The organism is Roseateles sp. GW821-FHT09G03, from assembly GCF_059416045.1.
On sequence record NZ_JBWKOK010000003.1, the window covers coordinates 436,416 to 460,750 of the forward strand.

Annotated in this window: 18 protein-coding genes; 17 read left to right on the plus strand and 1 reads right to left on the minus strand. The window is 68.7% G+C overall.

Translation table 11 applies throughout. The features are described from left to right. Window positions 1-13: 13 nt before the first annotated feature. From AC07OZ_RS14135 to AC07OZ_RS14215, 17 genes are all read left to right on the plus strand, one after another. Window positions 14-1,099, plus strand: a complete 1,086-nt coding sequence (locus AC07OZ_RS14135) for a glycoside hydrolase 5 family protein (RefSeq protein ID WP_495467727.1) — start codon at window positions 14-16, stop codon at window positions 1,097-1,099. A gap of 140 nt (window positions 1,100-1,239) precedes the next feature. Beyond that, on the plus strand, window positions 1,240-2,382 hold the full coding sequence (locus AC07OZ_RS14140; RefSeq protein WP_495467728.1) for an ABC transporter ATP-binding protein: 1,143 nt from the start codon (window positions 1,240-1,242) through the stop codon (window positions 2,380-2,382). Beyond that, window positions 2,379-3,347 carry a carbohydrate ABC transporter permease gene (locus AC07OZ_RS14145; RefSeq protein WP_495467729.1) on the plus strand — a complete coding sequence of 323 codons (969 nt, stop codon included), beginning with the start codon at window positions 2,379-2,381 and terminating at the stop codon, window positions 3,345-3,347. The genes AC07OZ_RS14140 and AC07OZ_RS14145 overlap by 4 nt, the downstream gene beginning before the upstream one ends. Beyond that, window positions 3,344-4,183: a carbohydrate ABC transporter permease gene (locus AC07OZ_RS14150; RefSeq protein ID WP_495467730.1), complete on the plus strand. Its 840-nt coding sequence runs from the start codon at window positions 3,344-3,346 to the stop codon at window positions 4,181-4,183. The genes AC07OZ_RS14145 and AC07OZ_RS14150 overlap by 4 nt, the downstream gene beginning before the upstream one ends. Further along, window positions 4,180-5,661: an extracellular solute-binding protein gene (locus AC07OZ_RS14155; protein WP_495467731.1), complete on the plus strand. Its 1,482-nt coding sequence runs from the start codon at window positions 4,180-4,182 to the stop codon at window positions 5,659-5,661. Before AC07OZ_RS14150 ends, AC07OZ_RS14155 begins: the two co-directional genes overlap by 4 nt. A gap of 243 nt (window positions 5,662-5,904) precedes the next feature. Continuing rightward, window positions 5,905-8,670, plus strand: coding sequence for a TonB-dependent receptor (locus tag AC07OZ_RS14160; RefSeq protein WP_495467732.1), 2,766 nt, complete (start codon window positions 5,905-5,907; stop codon window positions 8,668-8,670). A 159-nt stretch (window positions 8,671-8,829) separates the two neighbouring features. Beyond that, window positions 8,830-9,822: an ABC transporter substrate-binding protein gene (locus AC07OZ_RS14165; RefSeq protein ID WP_495467733.1), complete on the plus strand. Its 993-nt coding sequence runs from the start codon at window positions 8,830-8,832 to the stop codon at window positions 9,820-9,822. After that, on the plus strand, window positions 9,822-11,474 hold the full coding sequence (locus AC07OZ_RS14170; protein ID WP_495467734.1) for a sugar ABC transporter ATP-binding protein: 1,653 nt from the start codon (window positions 9,822-9,824) through the stop codon (window positions 11,472-11,474). The genes AC07OZ_RS14165 and AC07OZ_RS14170 overlap by 1 nt, the downstream gene beginning before the upstream one ends. Then, window positions 11,471-12,487 carry an ABC transporter permease gene (locus AC07OZ_RS14175; RefSeq protein WP_495467735.1) on the plus strand — a complete coding sequence of 339 codons (1,017 nt, stop codon included), beginning with the start codon at window positions 11,471-11,473 and terminating at the stop codon, window positions 12,485-12,487. The genes AC07OZ_RS14170 and AC07OZ_RS14175 overlap by 4 nt, the downstream gene beginning before the upstream one ends. An 8-nt stretch (window positions 12,488-12,495) precedes the next feature. After that, window positions 12,496-13,482 (plus strand): galactofuranose ABC transporter, permease protein YjfF, encoded by a 987-nt coding sequence (gene yjfF, locus AC07OZ_RS14180; RefSeq protein WP_495467736.1) that lies wholly within the window; start codon window positions 12,496-12,498, stop codon window positions 13,480-13,482. Window positions 13,483-13,569: 87 nt separating this feature from the next. Further along, window positions 13,570-15,423, plus strand: coding sequence for a glycoside hydrolase family 2 protein (locus AC07OZ_RS14185; RefSeq protein ID WP_495467737.1), 1,854 nt, complete (start codon window positions 13,570-13,572; stop codon window positions 15,421-15,423). 112 nt (window positions 15,424-15,535) lie between these two features. Then, window positions 15,536-17,524 (plus strand): RICIN domain-containing protein, encoded by a 1,989-nt coding sequence (locus tag AC07OZ_RS14190; RefSeq protein WP_495467738.1) that lies wholly within the window; start codon window positions 15,536-15,538, stop codon window positions 17,522-17,524. Between the two features lie 59 nt (window positions 17,525-17,583). Then, complete coding sequence (locus tag AC07OZ_RS14195) at window positions 17,584-18,654, plus strand: glycoside hydrolase family protein (protein ID WP_495467739.1); 1,071 nt, start codon at window positions 17,584-17,586, stop codon at window positions 18,652-18,654. A gap of 126 nt (window positions 18,655-18,780) precedes the next feature. Further along, window positions 18,781-20,184, plus strand: coding sequence for a glycoside hydrolase family 30 protein (locus AC07OZ_RS14200; protein ID WP_495467740.1), 1,404 nt, complete (start codon window positions 18,781-18,783; stop codon window positions 20,182-20,184). Between the two features lie 34 nt (window positions 20,185-20,218). After that, window positions 20,219-21,100, plus strand: coding sequence for an MOSC domain-containing protein (locus AC07OZ_RS14205; RefSeq protein ID WP_495467741.1), 882 nt, complete (start codon window positions 20,219-20,221; stop codon window positions 21,098-21,100). Further along, window positions 21,097-22,422 (plus strand): extracellular solute-binding protein, encoded by a 1,326-nt coding sequence (locus AC07OZ_RS14210; protein WP_495467742.1) that lies wholly within the window; start codon window positions 21,097-21,099, stop codon window positions 22,420-22,422. Before AC07OZ_RS14205 ends, AC07OZ_RS14210 begins: the two co-directional genes overlap by 4 nt. Window positions 22,423-22,449: 27 nt before the next feature. Beyond that, window positions 22,450-23,319: a glycoside hydrolase family 16 protein gene (locus AC07OZ_RS14215; protein ID WP_495467743.1), complete on the plus strand. Its 870-nt coding sequence runs from the start codon at window positions 22,450-22,452 to the stop codon at window positions 23,317-23,319. A 25-nt stretch (window positions 23,320-23,344) separates the two neighbouring features. Here AC07OZ_RS14215 and AC07OZ_RS14220 read toward each other — a convergent pair whose 3' ends face one another. After that, a complete protein-coding gene (locus AC07OZ_RS14220) occupies window positions 23,345-24,250 on the minus strand; it encodes a hypothetical protein (protein ID WP_495467744.1) in 906 nt (301 codons plus the stop codon). Between the last annotated feature and the right edge of the window lie 85 nt (window positions 24,251-24,335).

Consider the following 24,335-nt stretch of genomic DNA (forward strand, 5'->3'; position numbering starts at 1 on the left):
CCCCGAGACCCTCATGAGCAAATCCACCTCCGCTCCCGCCCGCTGGACGCCCGAGCAGGCCCACGCCTGGTTCAAGGCGCAGCCCTGGGCCCTGGGCGCGAACTTCCTGCCCGCCTCCGCGATCAACCAGCTCGCCATGTGGCAGGCCGACAGCTTCGATCCCGGACGCATCGACCTTGAACTCGGCTGGGCCGCCGGCCTGGGCATGAACACGATGCGCGTGTTCCTGCACGACCTGCTGTGGGCGCAGGACGCCGAAGGCTTCAAGGGGCGCATCGACCAGTACCTGGACATCGCCGACCGCCACGGCATCAAGACGATGTTCGTGCTGTTCGACTCCTGCTGGGATCCGCATCCGAAGCTGGGCCCGCAGCGCGAGCCCATTCCCGGGGTCCACAACTCCGGCTGGGTGCAGAGCCCGTCCGCGACGCAGCTGGCCGACCGCGCCACCTGGCCCGCGCTGCGCGCCTATGTCGAGGACATCGTCAAGACCTACGGCCAGGACCCGCGCGTCACCTACTGGGACGTCTGGAACGAGCCCGACAACCAGGGCGGCGGCATGGGCTACTACCTGCCGCGCGAGGCCAAGGACAAGATCGCGCTGGTGGCGGAACTGATCCCGCAGGTCTTCGACTGGGCGCGGGCGCAGCAGCCGTCGCAGCCGCTGACCAGCGGCGTGTGGCTGGGCGACGACTGGAGCCCCGAATCCAAGGAACTGAACGCGGTGCAGCAGGCGCAGCTCGCCGGCTCCGACGTCGTCAGCTTCCACGACTACAACTGGCCCGAGAAATTCGAGGCCCGCATCCGGCAGCTGCAGGCCTACGGCCGCCCGCTGATCTGCACCGAGTACATGGCGCGCAGCCTGGGCTCGACCTTCGACGTCACGCTGCCGATCGCGTGGCGCGAGGACGTGGGCATGCTGAACTGGGGCTTCGTCGACGGCAAGAGCCAGACGAAGATGCCGTGGGACTCGTGGAAGAAGCCCTACACGATCGATCCGCCGCTGGTCTGGTTCCACGACGTGCTGCACACCGACGGCACGCCGTACCGGGTCCGCGAGGCCGAGTTGTTGCGGCACTATGGGGCTCTCAAGCGCTGAAGAATCCAAAAGAACCAGCCCCATAAAAATAGAGCCAGCGCTGCAATTCGGGATGCAGCGCTAGGCGCAAACCGGAGCCATGGCAGCGCTATGGCGAGGATTTGCAACGACGCGGGGCGCCCGAATTGGGCAGGAGACGTATGACTGCAAGCATTGAATTCGCGGGCGTGGCCAAGCGCTACGGGTCCGTTGAAATCATCCCGGACTTCTCGCTCACCATCGGTGCGGGCGAGTTCATCGTGCTGCTCGGCCCCTCGGGCTGCGGCAAGTCGACGTTGCTGCGCATGCTGGCGGGGCTGGAGAGCGTCTCCGGCGGCCGCATCCTGCTGGCCGACCAAGATGTCACCGCGCTGCCGCCCGGCCGTCGCGGCCTGGCGATGGTGTTCCAGCAGTACGCGCTCTACCCGCACATGAGCGTGTTCGACAACATGGCCTTCGGCCTGCGCAACATCGGCGTCGCGGATGCCGAGGTTCGCCGCCGCGTCGAGGACGCCGCACGCATGCTGGAGCTTGACACGCTGCTGCAGCGACGTCCCGCGCAGCTGTCCGGCGGTCAACGCCAGCGCGTCGCGATCGGCCGCGCCGTGGTCAAGGAGCCCAAGGCCTTCCTGTTCGACGAGCCGCTGTCCAACCTCGACGCCAAGCTGCGCAACCGCACGCGCATCGAGCTCGCGCGGCTGCACAAGCGGCTCGGCGCGACGATGGTCTTCGTGACCCACGACCAGGTCGAGGCGATGACGCTGGCCGACCGCATCGTCGTGCTCAACGGCGGCCGCATCGAGCAGGCCGGCGCGCCGATGGACATCTATCAGCGTCCGCGCACGCGCTTCGTCGCGGGCTTCGTCGGCAGCCCGTCGATGAACTTCCTGCCGGTCGAGCGGATGGCCGATCAACAGGGGCGCATCGCCGTGCGCCTGCCCGGTGGTGCGACGGTGACCACGCAGATTGCGTCGACGTCGATGGCGGGCCGACTCGAGATCGGCGTGCGGCCCGAGGGCCTGCGCCTCGCCGCCGACGGTCCGATCGCCGGCTGCGTCGAGCTGCTGGAGCGCCTGGGCGAGCGCAGCCTCGCGCACGTCGGACTGGGCGACGGCACCGTCGTCGTTGCGGAAGTCCCGGTGAACAGCACGCTTGCGATGGGCGAGACGGTGCGCCTGCGTCCCGATCTGGAGCAGGTGCATCTCTTCGACGGCGCGGGCCTTGCGTATCACGCCGAACCGCCACTGGATGGCGTGCCGATCGAAGCGCTGGTGGCGGGCGCCACCGCGGCGGAAGTCCGATGAGCGCCGCGACGCTCACCGCCAGCGCCGCCGCGAACGAGGCGGCTGAGGTGGTCTCGGGCGCGGAGCCGCCGCGCGGCGCGCTCGGCCGCTCCGCGATGGACGGCCCGGCCTGGGTCGGCTGGGCCTTCATCGCGCCGTTCGCGCTCTGCTACCTCGGCCTGCTCGCGGCACCGGTGCTGGAGGGCTTCTGGCTGTCCTTCAACGCGGTCGACCTGCTGACCGGCAAGGGCCAGTTCGTCGGGCTGGCCAACTTCCTCGACCTGGTGCGCGACGAGACCTTCCTGCTTTGCGCGCGCAACACCATCTTCTTCGCGGCGATCTGCACGCCGGCCTTCGTCGGCCTGGGCCTGGCGCTCGCGCTGGTGCTCAACCGCCCCGGCCGCACCGGCGCGTGGCTGCGCGGCACCTTCTTCGCGTCCAACGTGTTGTCGGTCACCGTCGTCACGCTGATCTGGCGCCTCGTGCTGCTGCCCGACCGCGGCCTGCTGAGCCAGGGTCTCGCGGCCTTCGGCCTGCCGGACCTCGCGCCGCTGAGCAACGAATCCCTCGCGCTGCCCTTCATCGCGCTGGTCACGCTGTGGTGGGGCATCGGCCTGCCGATGATGCTGATCCTCGCCGCGCTGCAGCAGATCCCGCCCGACCTCTACGAAGCCGCCGCCCTGGACAACGCCAGCCGCTGGCGCAGCTTCCGCTTCATCACGCTGCCGGCGCTGCGCCGTACGCTGATCATGGTCGCCATCATCCAGGTCATCGGCCAGCTGCAGGTCTTCGGGCAGGCGCAGCTGCTGACCAACGGCGGCCCGAACAACAGCACCCGCACTCTGGTGATGTTCATCTACGAGGCGCTCTTCGACCAATGGGCGCTGGGCTACTCCGCCGCGGCGGCGCAGATCCTCTTCGTGCTGATGGTGCTGGGCGTGTCGTTCCAACGCTGGGCCGAGCGCCGTGAAGGAGCGCAAGCATGAGCGCCCGCGTCTGGCAGAACGGTCCGTGGGACCGCGTGCTCCTCGGCTCGGCCATCGCGCTCGCCGTGCTGTGGATGCTCCCGCTCGCGTGGGTCTTCGCGCTGTCGCTGAAGTCCAACGCCGTGCTGATGGAGCGCACCGACGCGATCCTCACCACGCCTTTCACGCTGCGCAACTACGCGGACATCCTCGCCAACCCGGCCGTGTTCCGCTGGGTGCTCAACAGCTGCATCGTCGCGCTGGTGCAGACGGCGCTGGTGCTGTTCATCTCCTCGCTGGCGGGCTACGGCTTCGCGCGCTGCGAGTTCCCGGGCCGCCGCATCGCTTTCGCGCTGGCGCTGGCCGGCCTTGCGGTGCCGGAGCCGGCGGTCGTGATCCCGCTGCATCGCATCTTCGCGGAGCTCGGCCTGCACAACAGCTACGCCGGGCTGATCCTGCCGCGTCTGGCCGCGCCCTTCGGCGTGTTCCTGATGACGCAGTTCTTCAAGGCGATCCCGCGCGAGCTCGAAGAGGCCGCGCTGATGGACAACGCCTCGCGCTGGAAGATCTTCTGGCGCGTAATCCTGCCGCAGACGCTGCCGGCGCAGGCGACGCTGGGCATCTTCAGCTTCCTCGCCGCCTGGAACGACTACCTGTGGCCGCTGATCTCCGCGACCCGCCCCGAGATGTACACACTGACGCTGGGACTGGCGGCCACGCAGACCAACTTCGCGCAGTCCGAGGGCCTGGGCTTCCTGATGGCACAGGCGGTCTTCGCGGCGCTGCCGGTGCTGGTGCTCTACGCCTTCTTCCAGCGGCACATCGTCGCCGCGGTGGCGGGAGGGAAGGCGGCATGAAGCAGCACCGCATCGAGCCAGGCGCGACCCTCCGTGCGCGCGCGCCGTTGCGCCGGCTCGCCGTCGCCGCGTATCTGAGCGTTGCCGCATATCTGAGCGTCGCCGCCATCGCTGCCTCCGCGCAAGGGCAAGCGGGGCAGGGCGGTGAAGTCCACATCACGCTCGCCCGCTTCTTCGGCAGTTGCGACGCCGAGTACGGCCAGGTCACCGACCCGTCCAAGGCCAGCAGCGAGTGCGGGATCATCACCGCGCTCACCAACCGCTTCAACGCCCGCGAGGCCGGCCGCATCCGCGTCGACACGCAGGTCGTGGAGCACTCGGCCTACTACCAGCAACTGGGCGCGCGCATCGTCGGCGGCGACCTGCCGAGCATCGCGATCATGCACAGCTCGGTGCTGGGCGATTTCGCCAAGCGCGACCTGCTGCAGCCGCTCGAGAACGGCTTCGCCCGCGAGGGCGTGGACATCGCCGACTTCACCCCGCATGCGCGCCACGGCGTGACCTTCGGCGGTCACGTCGTCGCGCTGCCGTACGACTCGCACGCGGCGCTGTGGCACATCAACCTCGGGCTGATGAAGCAGGCGGGACTCATCGATGCGAAGGGCCATGCACGGCTGCCGACCTCGACGGCGGAGGCGCTCGACCAGGCGCGCGCCTTCAAGCGCGCGACCGGCAAGCCCTACTTCGTCTGGCTGACGCTGAACGATCCGAGCTTCTTCGCGCGCTCGGTGCTGGGGCTGGTCGCGCAGCAGGGCGGCACGCTGTTCCCGCGCGGCGACCAAGCCGTCGATCTCACGACCCCGCAGGTCCGCGAGGCCGTGCAGTTCATGCGCACCGTCTACGCCGAAGGCCTGTCGACGCGCCACATGGACTACAGCGCCGCGCTGCAGGCCTTCATGGCCGGTGCGGGCGGCGTGATGCCCAACGGCACCTGGCTGCTGGGCGATCTCGCCACGCGCGCGGCCAAGCCCGGCAATCCGCTGAGCAGCCAGTACGAGGCCGTGCCCGAACCGACGCTCTTCACGCAGCCCGCGACCTGGGCCGACAGCCACGTCTGGGTGATGCTGCGCAACCCGCGGCAGACGCCGCAGGAACGCGCCGCCGCATTGCGCTTCCTGCGCTTTCTCAACGACGAGAGCCTGGCCTGGGCCCGCACAGGACAGCTGCCTGCGCGGCAGTCGGCCGTCGACAGCGCCGCGTTCAGGTCGCTGCCGATGCGTGCATCGCTCGGACCGGTCGCCGCGCATGGCACCGGACTGCCGACGACCGTCGCGCGGCAGTCCCGCGTGATGGGCCTGCTGGGCGACACGGTGGCTTCCATCGTCGTCTCCGGCGAGCCGCTGGACACGACCTTGGCGAAGGGCCAACAGCGCATCAACCGCCTGCTGGAGCGCGAATCGCGCTTCCTGGGCGCGGCTTCCAGCGAGACCGGCGTGGCGTCCACGGCACAGGCCGACGTCTCTCATGGTTTGCGCTAGGTTTATAACGAATTAATTTGTGAATAATCACAAAAACCGAACGCTAAGGTCCTGAAAGACCGTGTCGGAATGCCTGGTTCCCGCGGAGATCCCGCGAGCCGGGGCGATGACCAGCACAAGCACGTGCCGGCAGGCGCCGAATCTCGTCGAATGCTGCAAGAAAAGTTGTTTGTATTAAAACCCGGCCCGGACCAGGCGCGCGTTCCTCCCCGCGCACCGGTCACGAGGTCCTAGGAGACAACAATGAATCGAATCCCCAACTCCCTCCGGCTTTCGCCGATCTCGGCCGCGGCCTGCCTGACGCTGTGCCTGGCCGGCCAGCAGGTCCTGGCGCAGGACGCGCCCAAGCCTCCCGAGACCGCGGCATCGGGCGCCGCGGGCACGAAGCTGGAACAGGTGGTCATCGTCGGCCAGCGCGCCAGCCGCGCGGCGGCGGTGCAGACCAAGCGCGACGCCGACCAGGTCGTCGAGTCCATCGTCGCCGACGACATCGGCAAGTTCCCCGACAACACAGTGGCGGAAGCGCTGCAGCGCGTGCCGGGCGTCCAGACCGTCGTCAACTTCAACAACGAGATCGTCAACCCGCTGATCCGCGGCATCGGCGACATCATCACGACCGTCGACGGCCGCGAGATGTTCACCGGCGTGGGTCGCGGCTTCGCGTTCCAGGACCTGCCCGCGGAAGCGATCTCGCGCGCCAACGTCTACAAGTCGGCCGGCGCCAACCTCATCGAAGGCGGCGTCGCCGGCGCGATCGACCTGCGGCTGCGCAAGCCGATGGAGTTCGCCAAGGGCCTGACGCTGGTCGTCAACGGCCGCGCGAGCCAGGGCGACTATGCCGACAAGCTCAGCACGAAGCTGGGCGTGCTCGGCGCCTACCGCACCAACACCGGCGCGGGCGAGATGGGCGGCCTGATCGACATCTCCTACGCCGACCACAAGTTCAACCGGCCGATCTCGTTCAACTGCGACCCGCGCTCGGGTACCAACGGCCCGCCGGGAGCGGCCGGCATCGTGCTGCCGACCTGCGTGGGCGGCCTGACCGACACGGGCAACTACCAGCGCCCGCAGGTCAACGCGTCCTTCCAGTGGCGCCCGAACCAGGAGAACGAGTTCTACGTCGACGGCCTCTACGCGGGCTACCGCGCGAAGTTCGCGACCTTCTTCATCTTCTCGGACATCTTCGCGGCGCAGAACATCACCAACGCGAAGGCCAGCGACGACTGCTTCGACGCGCACGTCGACGGCGCGGGCTTCCTCGGACCGTCGTCGCTGCCGGTCCAGCGCCTGTGCAACGGTGTGTCCGCGACCTTCAACAACGTGCCGGGCTCGACCAGCACGCAGGCCAAGACGGCCTCGACCGACCAGCGCGTGCTGGCCGGCGGCTGGAAGTACAACGCGGGGCCGTTGTCGATGAACCTCGACCTGTCGCGGATGGAGTCGACCAACAGCAACCGCAACATCATCGTCGACATCGGCAAGCCGATTAGCGCGGTCGACATCGTCGTCAACAACGGCGGCTACGGCACGACCAACATGCCGGGCAACCCGCTCGGCCAGGCCGCGGATTTCCGCTTCGCCAACTCGCTGTTCCAGGACATCAACCGCGCCAAGTCCAAGCAGGATGCGGTGGCCTTGAACGGCAACTACGAGCTGGGCGGCTTCATCACCAACGTCGACTTCGGCGCCCGCGTGACCAAGCGCGAATCGCACTGGCGCGCCAATGCGCCGGGCGGCCCGAACGCGCCGGGCGGCAACCGCGTGACGCTGGTGAGCAGCGCGTCGCAGCTGCCCAGCAACTTCCTGATCCAGGCGCCCAACTGCATCCCGCAGATCAACAACTGCTCGCCGTGGATGACGCCGAATCCGGACTACCTGCGCGACAACACCGACGTGCTGCGCGCGCTGTACGGCGGCACCGCGGGTGACCCGGGCTACGACCCGCTCAACAACTACGACAGCGACGAGAAGACCTATGCCGTCTACGTGCAGCCGCACTACGAGACCAAGCTCGCCGGCCTGCCGCTGGACGGCGTGATCGGCGGCCGCTTCGTCCGCCTGGAGCGCGACATCAGCGGCGCCGGCCGGGTCAACGGCGTGGTGACGCCGCAGACGGCATCGTCGACGGCCTCGCGCTTCCTGCCCAACTTCAGTGCCAAGCTGGAGGTCGTGCCCAACCTGCTGGTCCGCGCCACGGCCGGCAAGACGATGTCGCGTCCGGCGCTGGGTGATCTGAACCCGTCGCTGACCTATTCGATCCCGACCAACGCCAACATCCGCCCGAGCGGCAGCGGCGGCAATTCGGAGCTGAAGGACCAGACCAGCACCGCGTACGACCTGTCCATCGAGAAGTACTTCGGCAAGGGCAGCTACCTGCAGGCGGCGGTCTACCACCGCGTGCTGAAGAACCGTGTCGTCCGCTCGACCGCGCCCGAGGTCATCGACGGCGTCGAGTACGACATCAGCCGCCCGCGCAACCTGGGCAAGGCGACGCTGAAGGGGCTGGAGCTGAGCGGCCAGTACTTCATGGACTTCCTGCCGGGCGCGTTCAGCGGGCTGGGCGTCTTCGGCAACTACACGCTGGCGGACAGCGAGGTCAACACCAAGACCGATCCGCTGTTCGGCAAGCCGTTGCTCGGCGTGTCCAAGCACAGCTACAACGCCGGTCTGCTGTACGAGAAGTACGGCTTCACCAGCCGTCTGACCTACACCTGGCGCAGCAAGTTCAACGAAGGCTCCTTCGGCTGCCTGCTGGCGCCGTCGGCGGAGAACGGCATGGCCGTCGCGGCCTGCGACCCGAACGTGCCGCCGACCTACAACCGCGTCAAGGACTACGGCCGGCTGGACTTTTCGATCGGCTACGCGTTCAGCGAGAAGCTGAGCGTGAGCTTCAACGCCAACAACCTGACCGGGTCGAAGTACTACAGCTACTTCCAGAACGAGAGCTTCCCGCATGACATCCGGTCGGATGACAAGTTCTACGGGCTGAGCTTCAACGCGAAGTACTGATCCTTCAGTCCTTCCACCGCCGCTGGCCCTCACCCCCACCCTCTCCCGCAAGCGGGAGAGGGAGTGAGAGTGCACCGAGCTGACCTGGTGGCTCCCTCTCCCGCTTGCGGGAGAGGGCAGGGGTGAGGGCCAGCGGCCGTCGCATACAAAGGAGTTTTCATGCGTCAAGCTCGTCCGGCAGCACGCCGACGTTTCGTTCTCGGTTCCGTGGCCCTGGGCGCGGTCGCCGCCATCGGCGCGATGCCTGCTGCCTTTGCCGCCGACAAGAAGATCGTCCTCGGCTTCTCACAGATCGGTGCGGAGTCGGAATGGCGCACCGCCAATTCCGCCTCCATCAAGTCCGCAGCGAAGGAGTCCGGCATCGATCTCAAGTTCGCCGATGCGCAGCAGAAGCAGGAGAACCAGATCAAGGCGCTGCGCGCCTTCATCGCGCAGAAGGTCGATGTGATCGCGCTCTCGCCGGTCGTGGAGACCGGCTGGGGCACGGTGCTGCGGGAGGCGAAGGCGGCCGGCATCCCGGTGATCCTGACCGACCGCACGGTGCAGGAGAGCGACACCACGCTGTGGGCGACCTTCATGGGCTCGGACTTCGTCGAGGAAGGCCGTCGCGCTGCGAAGTGGCTGACCGACAAGGTCAAGAGCCGCCCGGCGGGCAAGGAGATCCGCATCGTCGAGCTGCAGGGCACGGTGGGTGCGGCGCCCGCGCTCGATCGCAAGAAGGGTTTCGAGGAAGGCATCAAGGCCGACCCGCGCCTGAAGATCGTGCGCTCGCAGACCGGCGACTTCAGCCGGGCGAAGGGCAAGGAAGTCATGGAGGCCTTCCTGAAGGCCGAAGGCCGCAACATCGACGTGCTCTACGCGCATAACGATGACATGGCGATCGGCGCGATCCAGGCGATCGAGGAAGCCGGGCTGAAGCCGGCCAAGGACATCCTGATCATCTCGATCGACGGCGTGAAGGGCGCGTTCCAGGCGATGGTCGCGGGCAAGCTCAACGTGACGGTCGAGTGCAGCCCGCTGCTCGGGCCGCAGCTGATGCAGACGGTGAAGGACCTGAAGGCCGGCAAGGCCGTGCCGCGCCGCATCGTGACCGAGGAGGGCGTGTTCCCCGCCGAAGTCGCGGCGCAGGAACTGCCCAAGCGGAAGTACTGATGACCATCGTGCTGGAGGCACGCGGCGTGGCGAAGGCCTTCCGCGGGGTGCCCGCATTGGTGAGCGCTGCGCTGACGCTGCGCGCCGGGGAAGTGCAGGTGCTGATGGGACAGAACGGCGCCGGGAAGTCGACGCTGATCAAGATCCTCGCCGGCGTGCAGGATCGCGACGCGGGGACGATCGCGCTCGATGGGGTGCCCTTCGCGGCGCGATCGCCGCTGGAGGCGCAGCGCGCCGGCATCGCGGTCGTCCATCAGGAAGTCCAGCTCTGCCCGAATCTCTCGGTGGCGGAGAACGTGCTCGCAGGACGCTTCCCGCGCCGCTGGGGCGGCGTGGCGATCGACTGGCCGAAGGTGCGCGAGGAAGCCGGCGCGGCGTTCGCGCGGCTCGGCGTCCAGGCCGATGTGCGGCGGCCGCTCGGTGACTTCCCGGTCGCCGTCCAGCAGATGATCGCCATCGCCCGCGCGCTGCATCAGCGGGCGCGGGTGCTGATCCTCGATGAACCCACGTCGTCGCTGGACGAGGCGGAGACGGCACGGCTGCTCGCGATGGTCCGGCAGTTGCGCGACGAAGGCGTCGCCGTGCTGCTCGTCACCCACTTCCTCGACCAGGCCTACGCGGTGGCGGATCGCTTCACGGTGTTCCGCAATGGAGAGTTCGTCGGGGAGCGGCCGGCGGCGGAACTGTCGCGCATGGAACTGGTCCATCTCATGCTCGGGACCGAGCACGAGGACAAGGCGTCCGGTGGCCCCGCTCAGTCAATCGCGTCGCATGCTCCGCATTCCTTCGCGGAGCCACCGGACGCCTTGTCCTCCGAGACGCCTGCGCACTCAGGAAGAGGCGCGGTGCCGGCGCTGGCGCACGGGGGTGGCTCCCTCTCCCGCGCCGCGGGAGAGGGAGGGGGTGAGGGCCAGCGGCCATCGATCCTCGCTGCCCATGGGCTCGGACGCCGGGGCGCGGTCGAGGACATCGACCTTCACCTCGCCGCAGGAGAAGTGCTGGGTCTGGCGGGTCTGCTCGGCGCCGGCCGGACCGAAACCGCGCGGCTGCTCTTCGGCGCCGATCGCGCCGATACCGGCGAGATCCACGTCGACGGCGCCGCCGTCCGACTGCGCAGCCCGCGCGACGCCGTCCGCGCCGGCATGGCCTTCTGCCCGGAAGAGCGCAAGGTCGACGGCATCGTCGCCGAGCTCAGCGTGCGCGAGAACATCGTGCTGGCGTTGCAGGCGCGACGCGGCGTGTTCAAGACGCTGACCGCCACGGCGCAACGCGAGCTCGCACAGCGCTTCATCGCCCGGCTCGGCATCAAGACCGCCGACGCGGAAACACCGATCGGCCTGCTCTCCGGCGGCAACCAGCAGAAGGCGATCCTCGCCCGCTGGCTCGCGACGGAGCCGCGGATCCTGATCCTCGACGAACCCACCCGCGGCATCGACATCGCCGCGAAGCAGGACCTGATGGACCAGGTTCTGTCGCTGTGCCGGCAAGGCATGGCCTTGATCTTCATCTCGTCGGAGCTGCCCGAGGTCCTGCGAGCAAGCGATCGCATCACCGTGCTGCGCGAGCGCCGCCAGGTGGCGGAGCTCGACGCGCGCGGGCTCGACGAGGAGCGCCTGCTGCACGTGATGGCCGGCGCGGAGAGCCGCGCATGAGTGCGTCCTCGAAATCCAATCACCACGCCGGCGCCCGCCACGCCGCGTACGTCCTGCTTGCCCTCTGGGCGCTGAACGCGGTCCTGAATCCGCAGTTCCTGAGCCTGCGCTGGCAGGACGGCCATGCCTACGGTCCGCTGATCGACATCCTGAACCGCGCGGCGCCGCTGATGGTCGTCGCGATGGGCATGACGCTGGTGATCGCGGTGCGCGGGATCGACATCTCGGTCGGCGCGGTCGTCGCCATCGCGGGTGCGGTGGCAGCCTCACTGGTGACGCAAGAGGGCGCGACGATGCCGATGACGGCGGCGATCCTCGGCGCGCTGGGCACCGCGGCGGTGTGCGGCCTCTTCAACGGTCTGCTCGTCGTCGCCGGCGGCATCCAGCCGATCATCGCGACGCTGATCCTGATGGTCGCCGGACGTGGCATCGCGCAGCTGATCACCGACGGCCAGATCATCACGATCTATCACGAGCCGTACTTCTTCGTCGGCAGCGGCTTCCTGCTCGGCCTGCCGTTCGCGCCGTGGATCGCGCTGGGCGTCGCGGCACTGTTCGGGCTGCTGAAACACAAGACCGCGCTCGGCCTGTTCCTCCAGGCCAGCGGCGCCAACCCGGCGGCCGCGCGGCTCGCGGGCGTGCACGCCGCGGGACTGATGCTGGCGGTCTACATCGCGTGCGGCCTCTGCGCCGGCGTGGCCGGACTGATGATCAGCGCCAACATCAAGAGCGCCGACGCCAACAACGCGGGCCTGATGCTGGAACTCGACGCGATCCTGGCGGTGGCGCTCGGCGGCACCTCGTTGCTCGGCGGTCGCTTCAGCCTGCGCGGCAGCCTGCTGGGCGCGCTGATCATCCAGACGTTGACCACGAGCATCTACGCGCTGGGCATTGCCCCCGAGGTGACGCTGGTCGTGAAGGCGGCCGTCGTCTTCGCGGTGTCCATCAGCCAGGCGCCGGTGTGGCGCTCCTGGCGCGAGCGCTGGCATCGTCGCGCGGGAGCGACGTCATGAGCGGTGTCATGAACGCCCGCTCGCTCGTGCATGCCCGCGACCTGCCGAGCTGGGCTTCGTTGCTGCTGCTGGTCGTCGGCACGCTGGCCGGCGCCTCCGCCTATCCGGGATTGCTGTCGAGCCAGGTCCTGCTGAACCTGCTGATCGACAACGCCTTCCTGCTGGTCGTCGCCGTCGGCATGAGCTTCGTGATCCTGTCCGGCGGCATCGACCTGTCAGTGGGTTCGGTGGTGGCGTTGACGACCATGCTGCTGGCGCTCGGCGTCGAGCGCGCGCATCTGTCGCCGCTGGTGCTGATCCCGCTGCTGCTGCTTGGCGGTGCAGCGTTCGGCGCGCTGATGGGCGCGGTGATCCACGTCTTCGCCATCCCGCCGTTCATCGTGACGCTCGCAGGACTCTTCCTTGCGCGCGGCCTCTGCTACCTGCTGAGCGTCGATTCGATCCCGATCACCGACGCGACGCTCACGGCGTGGTCCCAGGCGCGCTGGTCGCTCGGACCGCTCGGCGAGATCACGCCCGGCGCCGTCTGCGCGCTCGCCGTGCTCGCGCTGGCGGTGGCCGTGTCGCGATCCACGCCGTTCGGCCGCGCCGTCTTCGCGCTCGGCGGACAGGAGGTTTCCGCGCGCCTCATGGGCCTGCCTGTCGCCGCCACGCGCATCGGCGTCTACGCGCTCAGCGGCGGCTGCGCCGCGCTCGGCGGTGTTCTCTTCGGCGTCTACACGCTGTCGGGCTACGGCCTGCACGCGCAGGGGCTGGAGCTCGACGCGATCGCCGCGGTCGTCATCGGCGGCGCGCTGCTCAGCGGCGGCATCGGCCATGTGCTGGGCGCGCTGACCGGCGTGTTGATGCTCGGCCTGATCCAGACGCTGATCCTGTTCGACGGCACCCTGAGCTCGTGGTGGACCCGCATCGTCATCGGCGCGCTGTTGGGGCTGTTCTGCGGTCTGCAGCGCGTGATGGTGCTGTGGCACAGCCGCTCGTCGCGACGACCTTGATTCCCGGCCGGGCCACGCGTGGACCTCCGTGGATCCCCGCCGGCGCGGCGCTTGAACGTCTTCATCGGAACAACGAGGAACTGATCGATGTCATCGAAGTCTCCCGCCCGGATCGCCGCGATGCTCGCGGCGGTCGCCGCCCTTGCAACCGCGGCAACGACGGCCACGACGGCGAAGGCCCAGCCCGCGCAGGACGCGCAGGCCGTCGTCGCGCCCGCGCCGCACGTGCGCCTCACCACGCCTTGGACCGACGAGGCCCTGAAGGCCCCGATCCCGTTCCCCGAGTACCCGCGCCCGCAACTGGTCCGCGCCGAGTGGCTCAACCTCAACGGGCAGTGGGACTACTGGGGCGGGAGGGGCGCGCCCGACGCGCGCCTGGCGCCAGCCTCGGCGCCGCGCTTCCCCGAGAAGACCGAGCGCGTCCGCGTCCCGTATCCGGTGGAATCGATGCTGTCCGGCGTCGAACGCCTCGGCGAGGTGAACCTCTGGTACCGCCGCAGCTTCGAGGTGCCCGCCGCCTGGAAGGGCCGGCGCGTGCGCATCAACTTCGGCGCGGTCGATCGCCTGGCGACGGTCTACGTCAACGGCACGCGCGTCGGCCAGCACGAGGGCGGCTACACGTCCTTCGGCTTCGACATCACACCGATGCTCAAGCCCGGCCGCAACGAGCTGGTGGTCGCCGCCTTCGACCCGAGCACCAACGACGGCACGCTCGGCAAGCAGTCGCTGAAGCCGGGCGGGATCTTCTACACGCCGAGTTCCGGCATCTGGCAGACGGTGTGGCTGGAGCCGGTGGATCAGGCACACATCGCGAAGCTCGACATGACGCCGGTGGTCGGCGAGCAGCGCCTCGCGCTGACCGTGCGCGCCGGAGAAGCGAAGGGCCTGCAGGTCGAAGCCGTCGCGCTCAAGGACGGTCAGGTCGTCGGCCGCGTGCGCGGCGCCGCCGACCGCGCGCTCTCGCTGCCCGTACCGCAGCCGCGCCTGTGGTCGCCCGACGATCCCTTCCTCTACGACCTGAAGGTCACGCTGCGTCGCGACGGCAAGGTGGTCGACCAGGTCGACAGCTACTTTGGCATGCGCAGCATCGAGGTGGGCATGGTCGACGGCGTGCCGCGTCCGCTGCTGAACGGCAAGTTCGTGTTCCAGTTCGGCCCACTGGACCAGGGCTTCTGGCCAGACGGTCTCTACACCGCGCCGACCGACGCCGCGCTGCGCTTCGACCTCGAGGCGACGAAGCAGCTCGGCTTCAACATGGTCCGCAAGCACATCAAGGTGGAGCCGGCGCGCTGGTTCTACCACGCGGACAAGCTCGGCCTGCTGGTGTGGCAGGACATGCCGCAGGCCTGGGACGCGGAGACCGACAAGGCCGTGCGCGCCAAGACCGAGGTCGAGTGGCGCGAGATCGTCGACCAGCTGCGCTCGGAGACGTCCATCGTCACCTGGGTGATCTTCAACGAGAGCTGGGGCGACTTCGAGCACCGCCGCATGGCCGCGCAGTTCCGCGCGATGGACCCGACGCGGCTGATCAACGCCCACTCCGGCATCAACTTCGCGCCGCATGACGAGGGTGGCGGCGACCTGATCGACCTGCACGACTACCCCGGCCCCGCCGCGCCGACGTATCAGCCGTGGCGCATCGCCGTGCTCGGCGAGTACGGCGGCAACAGCCTGAAGGTGCCCGGCCACATGTACCGCCCCGAGTCGAAGTGCTGCTACCACCTCTTCGACAGCGCGGCCGCGATCAACGACGCCTACGTCGCGCAGGTCGACAAGCTGCGTGGCTTCCGCGCCGACAAGGGCCTGAGCGCCGCGATCTACACCGAGACGACGGACGTCGAGGAAGAGCTGAACGGCTTCTTCACCTACGACCGCCGCGTGAAGAAGCTGGACTTCGACCGCGTGAGCCAGGCCAGCAAGGCGTTGATCGACGGTCGATGACAACCTGACCCCGGCGGTGGCCGCAGAGCCGCCCCATTCCCCTGACCGGCGCCGCTTACCTCGCCGATCGACGACAGCAACGCGGCCCGCGTGGCCGCACATGGAGACACGCATGAGCAAGTTCGCTTGGAGTGGGTGGCGCTGGCTGCTCGCGATGGTGATGGCGGCGACGGCCTTCGTCGCCGGTCCGTCGCAGGCGGCGGAGACGGTCCTGGGCAACCAGGACAGCTTCTACCCGCGGATGATCCGGCTGGCCGCCAGCGGGGGCGCCAACGGCCGCCTGATCGCGTCCTACGACCTCGGCGGCGCGCAGTCGCTGATCTACGAGAGCACCAACCAGGGCACGACCTGGACCCAGGTCGGCAGCGTCACCGTGCCCGAGCCGTGGCACTGCTGCAGCGGGATGTGGGAGGTGCCGCAGCAGTTGGGCTCGACCGCGCCCGGCACGCTCTTCTGGGCGACGACGACGCGCAACGGCAGCGCGTATTCGATCCGCATCTACCGCAGCACGGACGTCGGCCGCACCTGGACCTCGCACGCCATCGCGGCGACGGGCAGTGTCGGTACCTGGGAGCCGGAGTTCTCCGTCGACAGCGCCGGCCGGCTGCTGATGTTCTATTCGAGCGAGGAGTACAAGTCCGGCGGCTTCAACCAGCTGATCGCGCACAAGGTCTCGACCGACGGCGGACTCACCTGGAGCGCGGACACGATCGACGTCGGCATCAGCGACAACGGCGACCTGCGGCCCGGCATGCCCATCGTGCGCCGGCTGCCCAACGGCAGCTACGTGATGAGCTACGAGATCTGCGGCTCGCGCAGTTGTGACGTGTACATCCGCACCTCGTCCAACGGCAGCAACTGGGGGACGGCGAGCAACATGGGCACGCGTGTCGAGTCGACGGCGGGCAACCATTTCTCGCATGCGCCGACGGTGTCCTGGATGAATGACGGCAGCCCGCAGGGCCGGTTGCTGCTGATCGGCCAGATCGTGCGCCGCAACGCCGGCAACGCGATCAACGACGACGTCAACGGCCGCATCTACATGTTCAACACGAACGGCGGCGCCGGCCCGTGGACCGAAGCGGCCGCGCCGCTGGTCACGCCGAACTTCGGGACCGACCCGTGCAGCAACTACAGCAGCCAGTTGCTCCCGTCGGCGGACGGCACGCGCGTGCTGCAGATGGCCAACATCGCCTGCCGCGTGCAGTTCGCGAGCGCACCGCTGAACCATCCGGTCGCGGACGGCGTCTATCGCCTGGTGGCGAAGCACAGCGGGCAGGTGCTCGACGTGACGGGCTGCTCCACCGCGACCGGCACGCAGATCGAGCAGTGGAGCTGGGTCGGCGGCGACTGCCAACGCTGGCGCGTCACCAACACCGGCAACGGCGACTACACGCTGACGGCGCAGCACAGCGGCCAGCAGCTCGACGTCGACGGCTGTTCGACGGTCAACGGCGGCAAGGTGCAGACCTGGACGGTGGTCAACAACAACTGCCAGAAGTGGCGCATCGAGCCGGTCGGCGACGGCTACTTCCGCGTCATCAACAAGAACAGCAACCTTGTGCTGGACGTGGACGCGTGTTCGACCGTGGCCGGCACCAAGGTCCAGCAATGGAGCTGGATCGGCGGCGACTGCCAGCGCTGGAAGTTCGAGCGGGTGAGCCCGAACAACGTTGCCAACGGCACCTACAAGGTGATCGCGAAGCACAGCGCACAGGCGCTCGACGTGGCGGCCTGCTCGACCGCAGCGGGCGGTCTCGTCCAGCAGTGGCCGTACAGCGGTGCCAACTGCCAGCGCTGGAACGTCACCGCGACCTCGGACGGCTTCTACGAGCTGACCTCGGTGAACAGCGGCCTGAAGCTCGAGGTGCAGGACGCCTCGCTCGCGATGGGCGCGCAGGTGCGGCAATGGACGTCGAACAACGCGGCCACGCAGCGCTGGGGCCTCGAGAACGTCGGTGCGGGCTACTGGCGCTTCATCAACAAGAACAGCGGTCGCGTGCTCGACGTGGACGCGTGTTCGACGACCAACGGCGCCAAGGTCCAGCAATGGGAATGGCTGGGCGGCGACTGCCAGCGATGGGCGATCTCGGCGCCGTGACGGCGCGTTGAGAAGCCATCGTCCAGGATCGAATCGGCAATGCAGACAAGGAGAGAGACATGAGACGAATCCGGGCGCTTGCGGGCGCGATCCTGGCGATGGCCGCGGTGTCGACCGCCGTGGCGCAGATCTCGGCGGCGCAACCCGTCGTCGTGGCGAACCCGGCCCACACGGCCGGGCCGCCGAGCGCGGCCGCGCTCGCGAAGACCGGCCCCGAGGCCTACCTCTTCGCCCACATGACCGACGCCCGCTACGGCGTGCTGCACTACGCGGTGAGCCTCGACGGCCTGCACTGGAACAAGCTCAACGGCGGCAAGGCCGTCAACGAGGAGTACCACGGCCACCCGTCGATCGCGCAAGGTCCGGACGGGCGCTTCTACCTGGTCGGCAACAAGAGCGACGACGATCCCGACATCCGCTTCTGGGTTTCCGACGATCTGATCAAGTGGCAGGTCTTCGGCACCTACCGGCCGGACCTGTCGAAGGTGGCGGGCCTGCCCAACGCGATGCAACGCATCGGCGCGCCCAAGCTCTACTTCGACAAGCCGTCGAATCAGTTCGTCGTGCTGTGGCACACGGCGACGGTGCCGGGCGTGCCCGAGGATCCCGAGCGCTACTGGTCGAGCCAGCGCACGCTCTATGCGCTGTCGCCGGACCTGAAGCGCTTCGACGCGCCGCCCAAGCGGCTGTTCAAGTGGGAGATCGCGACCATCGACACCTTCCTGATCGCGAATCCGGAAGGCGGCTACTGCGCGGTGATCAAGGACGAGCGTTATCCGTCCTACATCTGGACGACGGGCAAGACGATCCGCATGACCTGCGCGCAGGAGCTGCTCGGCCCATACCCCGAGCCCGGCCCGGCGCTGAGTCCCGCGTTCCGCGAGGCGCCGACGCTGGTCCGCGCGCCCAACGGCATCGACTGGTTCCTGTACTACGAGCAGTACGCGGGCAACGGCTACGGCCTGTCGATGGCGCCGCGTCTCGAAGGCCCGTGGGTGGAGGTCTGGGGCAATTCGCGCCGCAAGGAGTGGGACCGCTTCGAGATGCCGGCGCAACTGCGGCACGGGTCGATGATGCCGATCACGAAGGCGCAGTACGAGGCGCTGCGCAAGGCTTATCCGGAGAAGTGACGCTTGCACCGGCCGTGCAAGGACTCCGGGCCATCCCTGAATTGACCGTCGTCCCGACTGCCTCTATGCTCGCGTCATGAAAGCGCTTTCAAGCGCTGGCCTGAACACGACAACAAAGGTAGTTCGATGACGGAGACAACTTCAGCGGGCGCGCGCGCGTCCCTGCGATGGACCCTGTCCGCCAAAGGCGCGGACCTGGCGAGCTCGACGCGCCTCGCGGCGCAGCCTGAGCTGGCGCTGCAGCCGGTGGCGCAACTGATGGCCGATGCCGCGATCGCGGGCATGCCCAAGCTGGTGGTGAACAGCGCGCGGCGCTTCCAGCGCATCGAGGGTTTCGGCGGCGCGTTCACCGAAGCCGCCGCGACGACCTGGCAGAAGCTGCCGCCCGCCGAGGCCAACGCGCTGCTGCGCGCCTACTTCGACGTCAACGCGGGCCACGGCTACACGTTCAACCGCGTCCACATGAACAGCTGCGATTTCTCGCTCGGCAACTACGCGCATGCGGACGTGCCCGGCGACGAGGCGCTGGCGCACTTCAACATCGACCGCGACCGCCGCGCGCTGCTGCCCATGATCCAGGCGGCGATGAAGGTCGCGCCGGGCCCGATGAAGCTCCTGGTATCGCCCTGGAGCCCACCCGCGTGGATGAAGACCAACGGCCAGATGAACAACGGCGGCAAGCTGCTGCCGCAGTACGCGAAGGCCTGGGCGCAGTGCTACGTGAAGTTCATCCAGGCCTATGAGGGCGAAGGCGTGCCCGTCTGGGGCGTGTCCGTGCAGAACGAGCCGGACGCCGTGCAGCGCTGGGACTCGTGCATCTACAGCGCGGAGGAGGAGCGCGACTTCGTCCGTGACCACCTCGGACCCGCGCTGCACGCAGCCGGGCTGCAGCGCATCAAGGTCGTCATCTGGGACCACAACCGCGACCAGATGGTGCAGCGCGCCGACGTCGTGTACTCGGACCCCGAAGCCGCGAAGTACGTCTGGGGCTGCGGCTTCCACTGGTATGTCGAGGACCACTTCGACCACGTCGGCCTGCTGCACGACGCGTATCCCGACAAGCAGCTGCTCTTCACCGAAGGCTGCCAGGAAGGCGGCCCGCACATCGGCTCGTGGAACACCGGCGAGCGCTACGGCCGCAGCATCCTCAACGACCTGAACCGCTGGACCGTGGGCTGGATCGACTGGAACCTGCTGCTCGACGAGACCGGCGGGCCGAACCATGTCGGCAACCTGTGCAGCGCGCCGATGCTCGCGGACCGCGAGCAGAACCGGCTGATGCCGCAGAGCTCGTACGACTACCTCGGCCACTTCAGCCGCTTCATCCAGCCGGGCGCCTTCCGCGTGCTGTGCTCGGCGAGCAGCCAGGACCTTGAATGCACCGCGGCCGTCAACGAGGACGGCAGCATTGCCGTGGTCGTGATGAACCGCAGCGAGCGGGAGCACCGCTTCTCGCTGCGCATCGACGGCCTGGCGGGCGTCGCGGCGCTGCCGCCGCGCTGCATCGCGACCTACGTGCTGCCGCGCTGAGGGCGACGTGGACCGGCACTCCGCCCTCGCCGCCATGGACGCCCTCCACGGTGACCGCTCGGGGACGTCCTCCCCGATGTCCTCCACGGCGTATGCCTGTGTCGACGCGCTGTACGTGTATCCGGTGAAGTCCTGCGCCGGGGTGCGTGTGTCGGACCTGCGCTTCGACGAGGACGGGCGGATCGTCGGCGACCGCGAGTGGATCGTCGTCGACGCGCGCGGCGAGCTGGCCTGGCTCGGCTCGCACCCGAAGCTGGCGCTGCTGCAGCCCAAGCTGCTGGATGACGCGTTGCTGCTTTGCGCGCTGGGGCAGCAACCCCTGCGCGTGGCGCGTGAGGCGGAAGGCGCGGCAACCTACGCCTTGATCTGGAATCCGGAGGAACGCCGCATGGTGAGCCATCGCGGCCGGGATGCGGGCGCCGTGGCGGCGCAGTTCCTGCGCGAGATCACCGGGCAGGACCTCCGTCTCGTGAAGCTCGACCGGGGCGCCGCGCTGGCGACGGCACCGAACGCGCTGCATGCGGTCTCCACGGGGTCGGTGGTCGAGCTCAACGAGCGCCTGGCGGCGGACGGACTCGCCCGCGTCGACGTGCGACGGCTGCGGCCCAACGTCGTCCTGCGCGGCATGCAGGAGGCGCTGGTGCCGTTCATCGAGGAACACCTGATGCAGCTGGTCTGGCGGGACGGCGAGGGCTGGTGGCGTCGCATGACGCACGCGGCGCCCTGCGAGCGCTGCGTCGTGCCCGACGTCGATCCGGACACCGGCGAGGCGCAATCCGGCATCGCCACGGCCATCGCGGCGCTCAGCGCGCAGCGCTGGCCGGGGTTGGCGTCGCGCTTCGGCGTCTACCTGCGTCCGCCGACCGGCGGCTCGCTGAGCGAAGGCACGGTCATGACGATGGAGATCGACTTTTGAGCGCGGACCATGGACAGGGCGGACGGAGCGGCCGCGCCGGTCGCGGCCGCCCGGGGCTCACCCGTCGCGGCATGCTCGCGGCGATGACGGCGCCGGCGTGGTCGGGCGTGCTGGTCGTGCCGGCGCTGGCGCAGACGCGCGAGGTGCTGACGATCGCGGCCTTCCCGCTGATGGACGAGATCGCCAAGGCGGCAATCCCCGCGTGGCAGGCGATGCATCCCGACGTGGAGCTGCGCATCCTGATGCGCCAGTACACCGACCACCACACGGCGATGACGACCGCGCTGTCGACGGCGGTGGGGCTGCCGGACGTGATGGCGCTGGAGTCGAGCTTCGTGGGCCGCTTCGCGCAGGGCGGCGGGCTGGACGACCTGCGGCAGGCGCCGTTCGGCATCGAGGCCTACCGGCAACGGCTGGTGCCCTATGCCTACGACCAGGCCGTGGCGCGCAGCGGCGCGGTGGTCGCCGTGCCCGCGGACATCGGTCCCGGCACGATGCTGTATCGCAAGGACATCATCGATCGCGCCGGCGTTGCGCCGGAGGAACTGACGCGCAGCTGGGACAGCTATGTCGCGACCGGCGAGCGCATCAAGGCCCGCACCGGGGCGTACCTGATCGCCAACGTGCAGGAGATCAAGGACATCCTGATCGCCGACGGCCTGAAGCCGGGCGAGGGCATCTACTTCGACACGGAGTCCCGCGTGCTGGTGAACTCGCCGCGCTTCGAGCGTGCGTTCGAGGTCTCGTTGCGCGCGCGTCAGAAGGGACTCGATGCGAAGGTGCCAGCGTGGTCGAACGACTGGGGCGCCGGCTTCAAGCAGGGCCGGCTGGCGACGGAACTGTCGGGCGCCTGGCTCGTGGGTCAGCTCAACGCGTTCGTCGCGCCCGAGACCAAGGGGCTGTGGCGCGCGGCGTCGCTGCCCGGTGGCTCGCACGCGCCGTATGGCGGCACCTTCTATGCGATCGCGCGCAAGTCGGCGCCGTCGCGCAAGCTGCTGGCGTGGCGCTTCATCCAGATGATGACGCTGGACCCGCAGCGGCAATTGCAGGCCTTCAAGTCCTACGACGCGTTCCCCGCGCTGCGGGACGTCCACGACGACCCGTTTTTCAGCGAGCCGGTGGACTTCCTCGGCGGACAGCGCGCGCGGCTGCTGTGGCGCGACGACGCGCTGCGCATCACGGCGCTGCCGGTGCACAAGCAGGCCAAGTTCGCGGAGGAGGTCGTGCAGACCGAGCTCGACAAGGTGCTGCGCGGACAGAAGACGATCAAGGCGGCGCTGGCGGATGCCGAGCAGCTGCTGGAGCGGCGCGCGAAGCGCTGATCAACCACAGACACGGAGACCTGGTTCATGAAGCAACGACTGACGCGTCGCTGGGCGGCGCTGCCGCTGCTGGCGGCCCTCGCGATCGACAGCGGCGCGGCGTTCGCGCAGGCGCAGACGGCGACGGGGAAGGGCGGCGCGGCGACCGGTCCGATCGGACTGCCGGCGGGGTACGCGCTGGTGTGGTCCGATGAATTCGACAAGGGCGCGCTGCCCGACGAATCGAAGTGGGCCTACGACACCGGCATGAACAAGCAGGGCTGGCACAACCGCGAGAAGCAGTACTACTCAGGCCCGCGCGCGGAGAACGCCGCGCTGAAGGACGGCCGCCTGGTGATCACGGCGCGCAAGGAGTCGCTGTCGTCGCAGGCCGACTGGGGCGGGCAGAAGTACACCTCCACGCGGCTGATCACGAAGGGCAAGGCCGAGTGGACCTACGGCTACTTCGAGATCCGCGCGAAGCTGCCCTGCGGCCAGGGCACGTGGCCGGCGATCTGGATGCTGGGCAGCCAGGGCGACTGGCCGGCGTCGGGGGAACTCGACATCCTCGAGCACATGGGGCAGAAGCCGGACTGGGTCTTCAGCACGGTGCACACGACGTCGGGGCACGGCGGCCATGGCGTGGGCGACGGGCGCAAGCTCGCCACGGCCTGCGGCGAGTTCCACAACTACCAGATGCTGTGGACGCCGAAGGAGATCCGCTTCGGCATCGACGGCCAGGTGCACGCGGCCTATCCGAACCTGGGGAAAGGAACGGCGCAATGGCCGTTCGACAAGCCGCAGTTCCTGATCCTCAACCTCGCGATCGGCGGCGACCTCGGCGGCGAGATCGACGACAGGATCTTCCCGATCGGGTATGAGGTCGACTACGTGAAGGTGTATCAGGTCGGGAAGTGATGACGGCCGCCCCGGCCGGGCCGCATCATGCCGACAGGACTTCCGCCACCTTGGCGCTCAGTCGCGCGGCGATCTTCCGGTAGCCCCCGGCGTTCGGGTGGATCTCGTTGAGCCAATCGTTGCTGTTGCCGATCTCGGCCGGGTTGGCGCGGACCAGCGTATTGCGCGTGTCCACCACATGGACACCCGTCAACGCCTGGCCGGTGGTGGACGCCTGGTCCAGGCTCAGCAGCGCCTCGGCCAGCGCGTCGAACATCAGGTCGGTGACGCGTTGCTGCATGGTGACGGACAGCGCCAGGCCGCTCTTGGCGAAGGCCTTGAAGATCCAGGGACCGGTCAGCTTCTTCGCCCCGAAGAACATCGTGGGCGCATTGCGCGGCGTGGCGTAGTCATAGGTGTGCAGGAAGATCGGGCTGTCCGCGCTCTTGCTCTTGGGCGACCGCCACAGGGCGTGCAGCGTGCCGATGTCCTTGCGGATGCCGTCGAGCACCGCGTTCAGGACGGACCAGTCGATGTAGCTGGCCGGATCCTCGGCGGAGAGCCCCTTGGGAAGCTTCGAGACGATGACCTTCGCCGCGTTGTCGATGAGGTCGTTGCCGCCGGCGCTCAGCAGCAGGCCGTGGAACGCATAGCTGAAGTTCGGCTTGGCGACGAACTTCCTGAAGTCCGGGTTCTCGACGATGTCGGACATGCGCTTGATCGTGTCGCCAGGCTCGGCGATGCTGAGGATCTGGGTCCAGCGCGGGAGCCGCATGTCGTTCAACAGGTTCGAGGAGGGGATCCCGCCGATCGAGAACCACGAGTCGCCTTCGGCGATCAGGTGCCACGCGTACTGCGCATCGTTGGGATCCGCCGGCGGACTGCCCTTGCCGATCTGGATCGGGAACAGGAGGTCGGCCAGGAGGGAGAGGTCGGTGCTGGTAGCGGGCATCGTCGGGCGCCTTTGAGCGAGATGAGGGCGCGCGGATTCTGGACAGGGGGTGGTCGCGACGCATCATCAAGATTGACGATGCCCG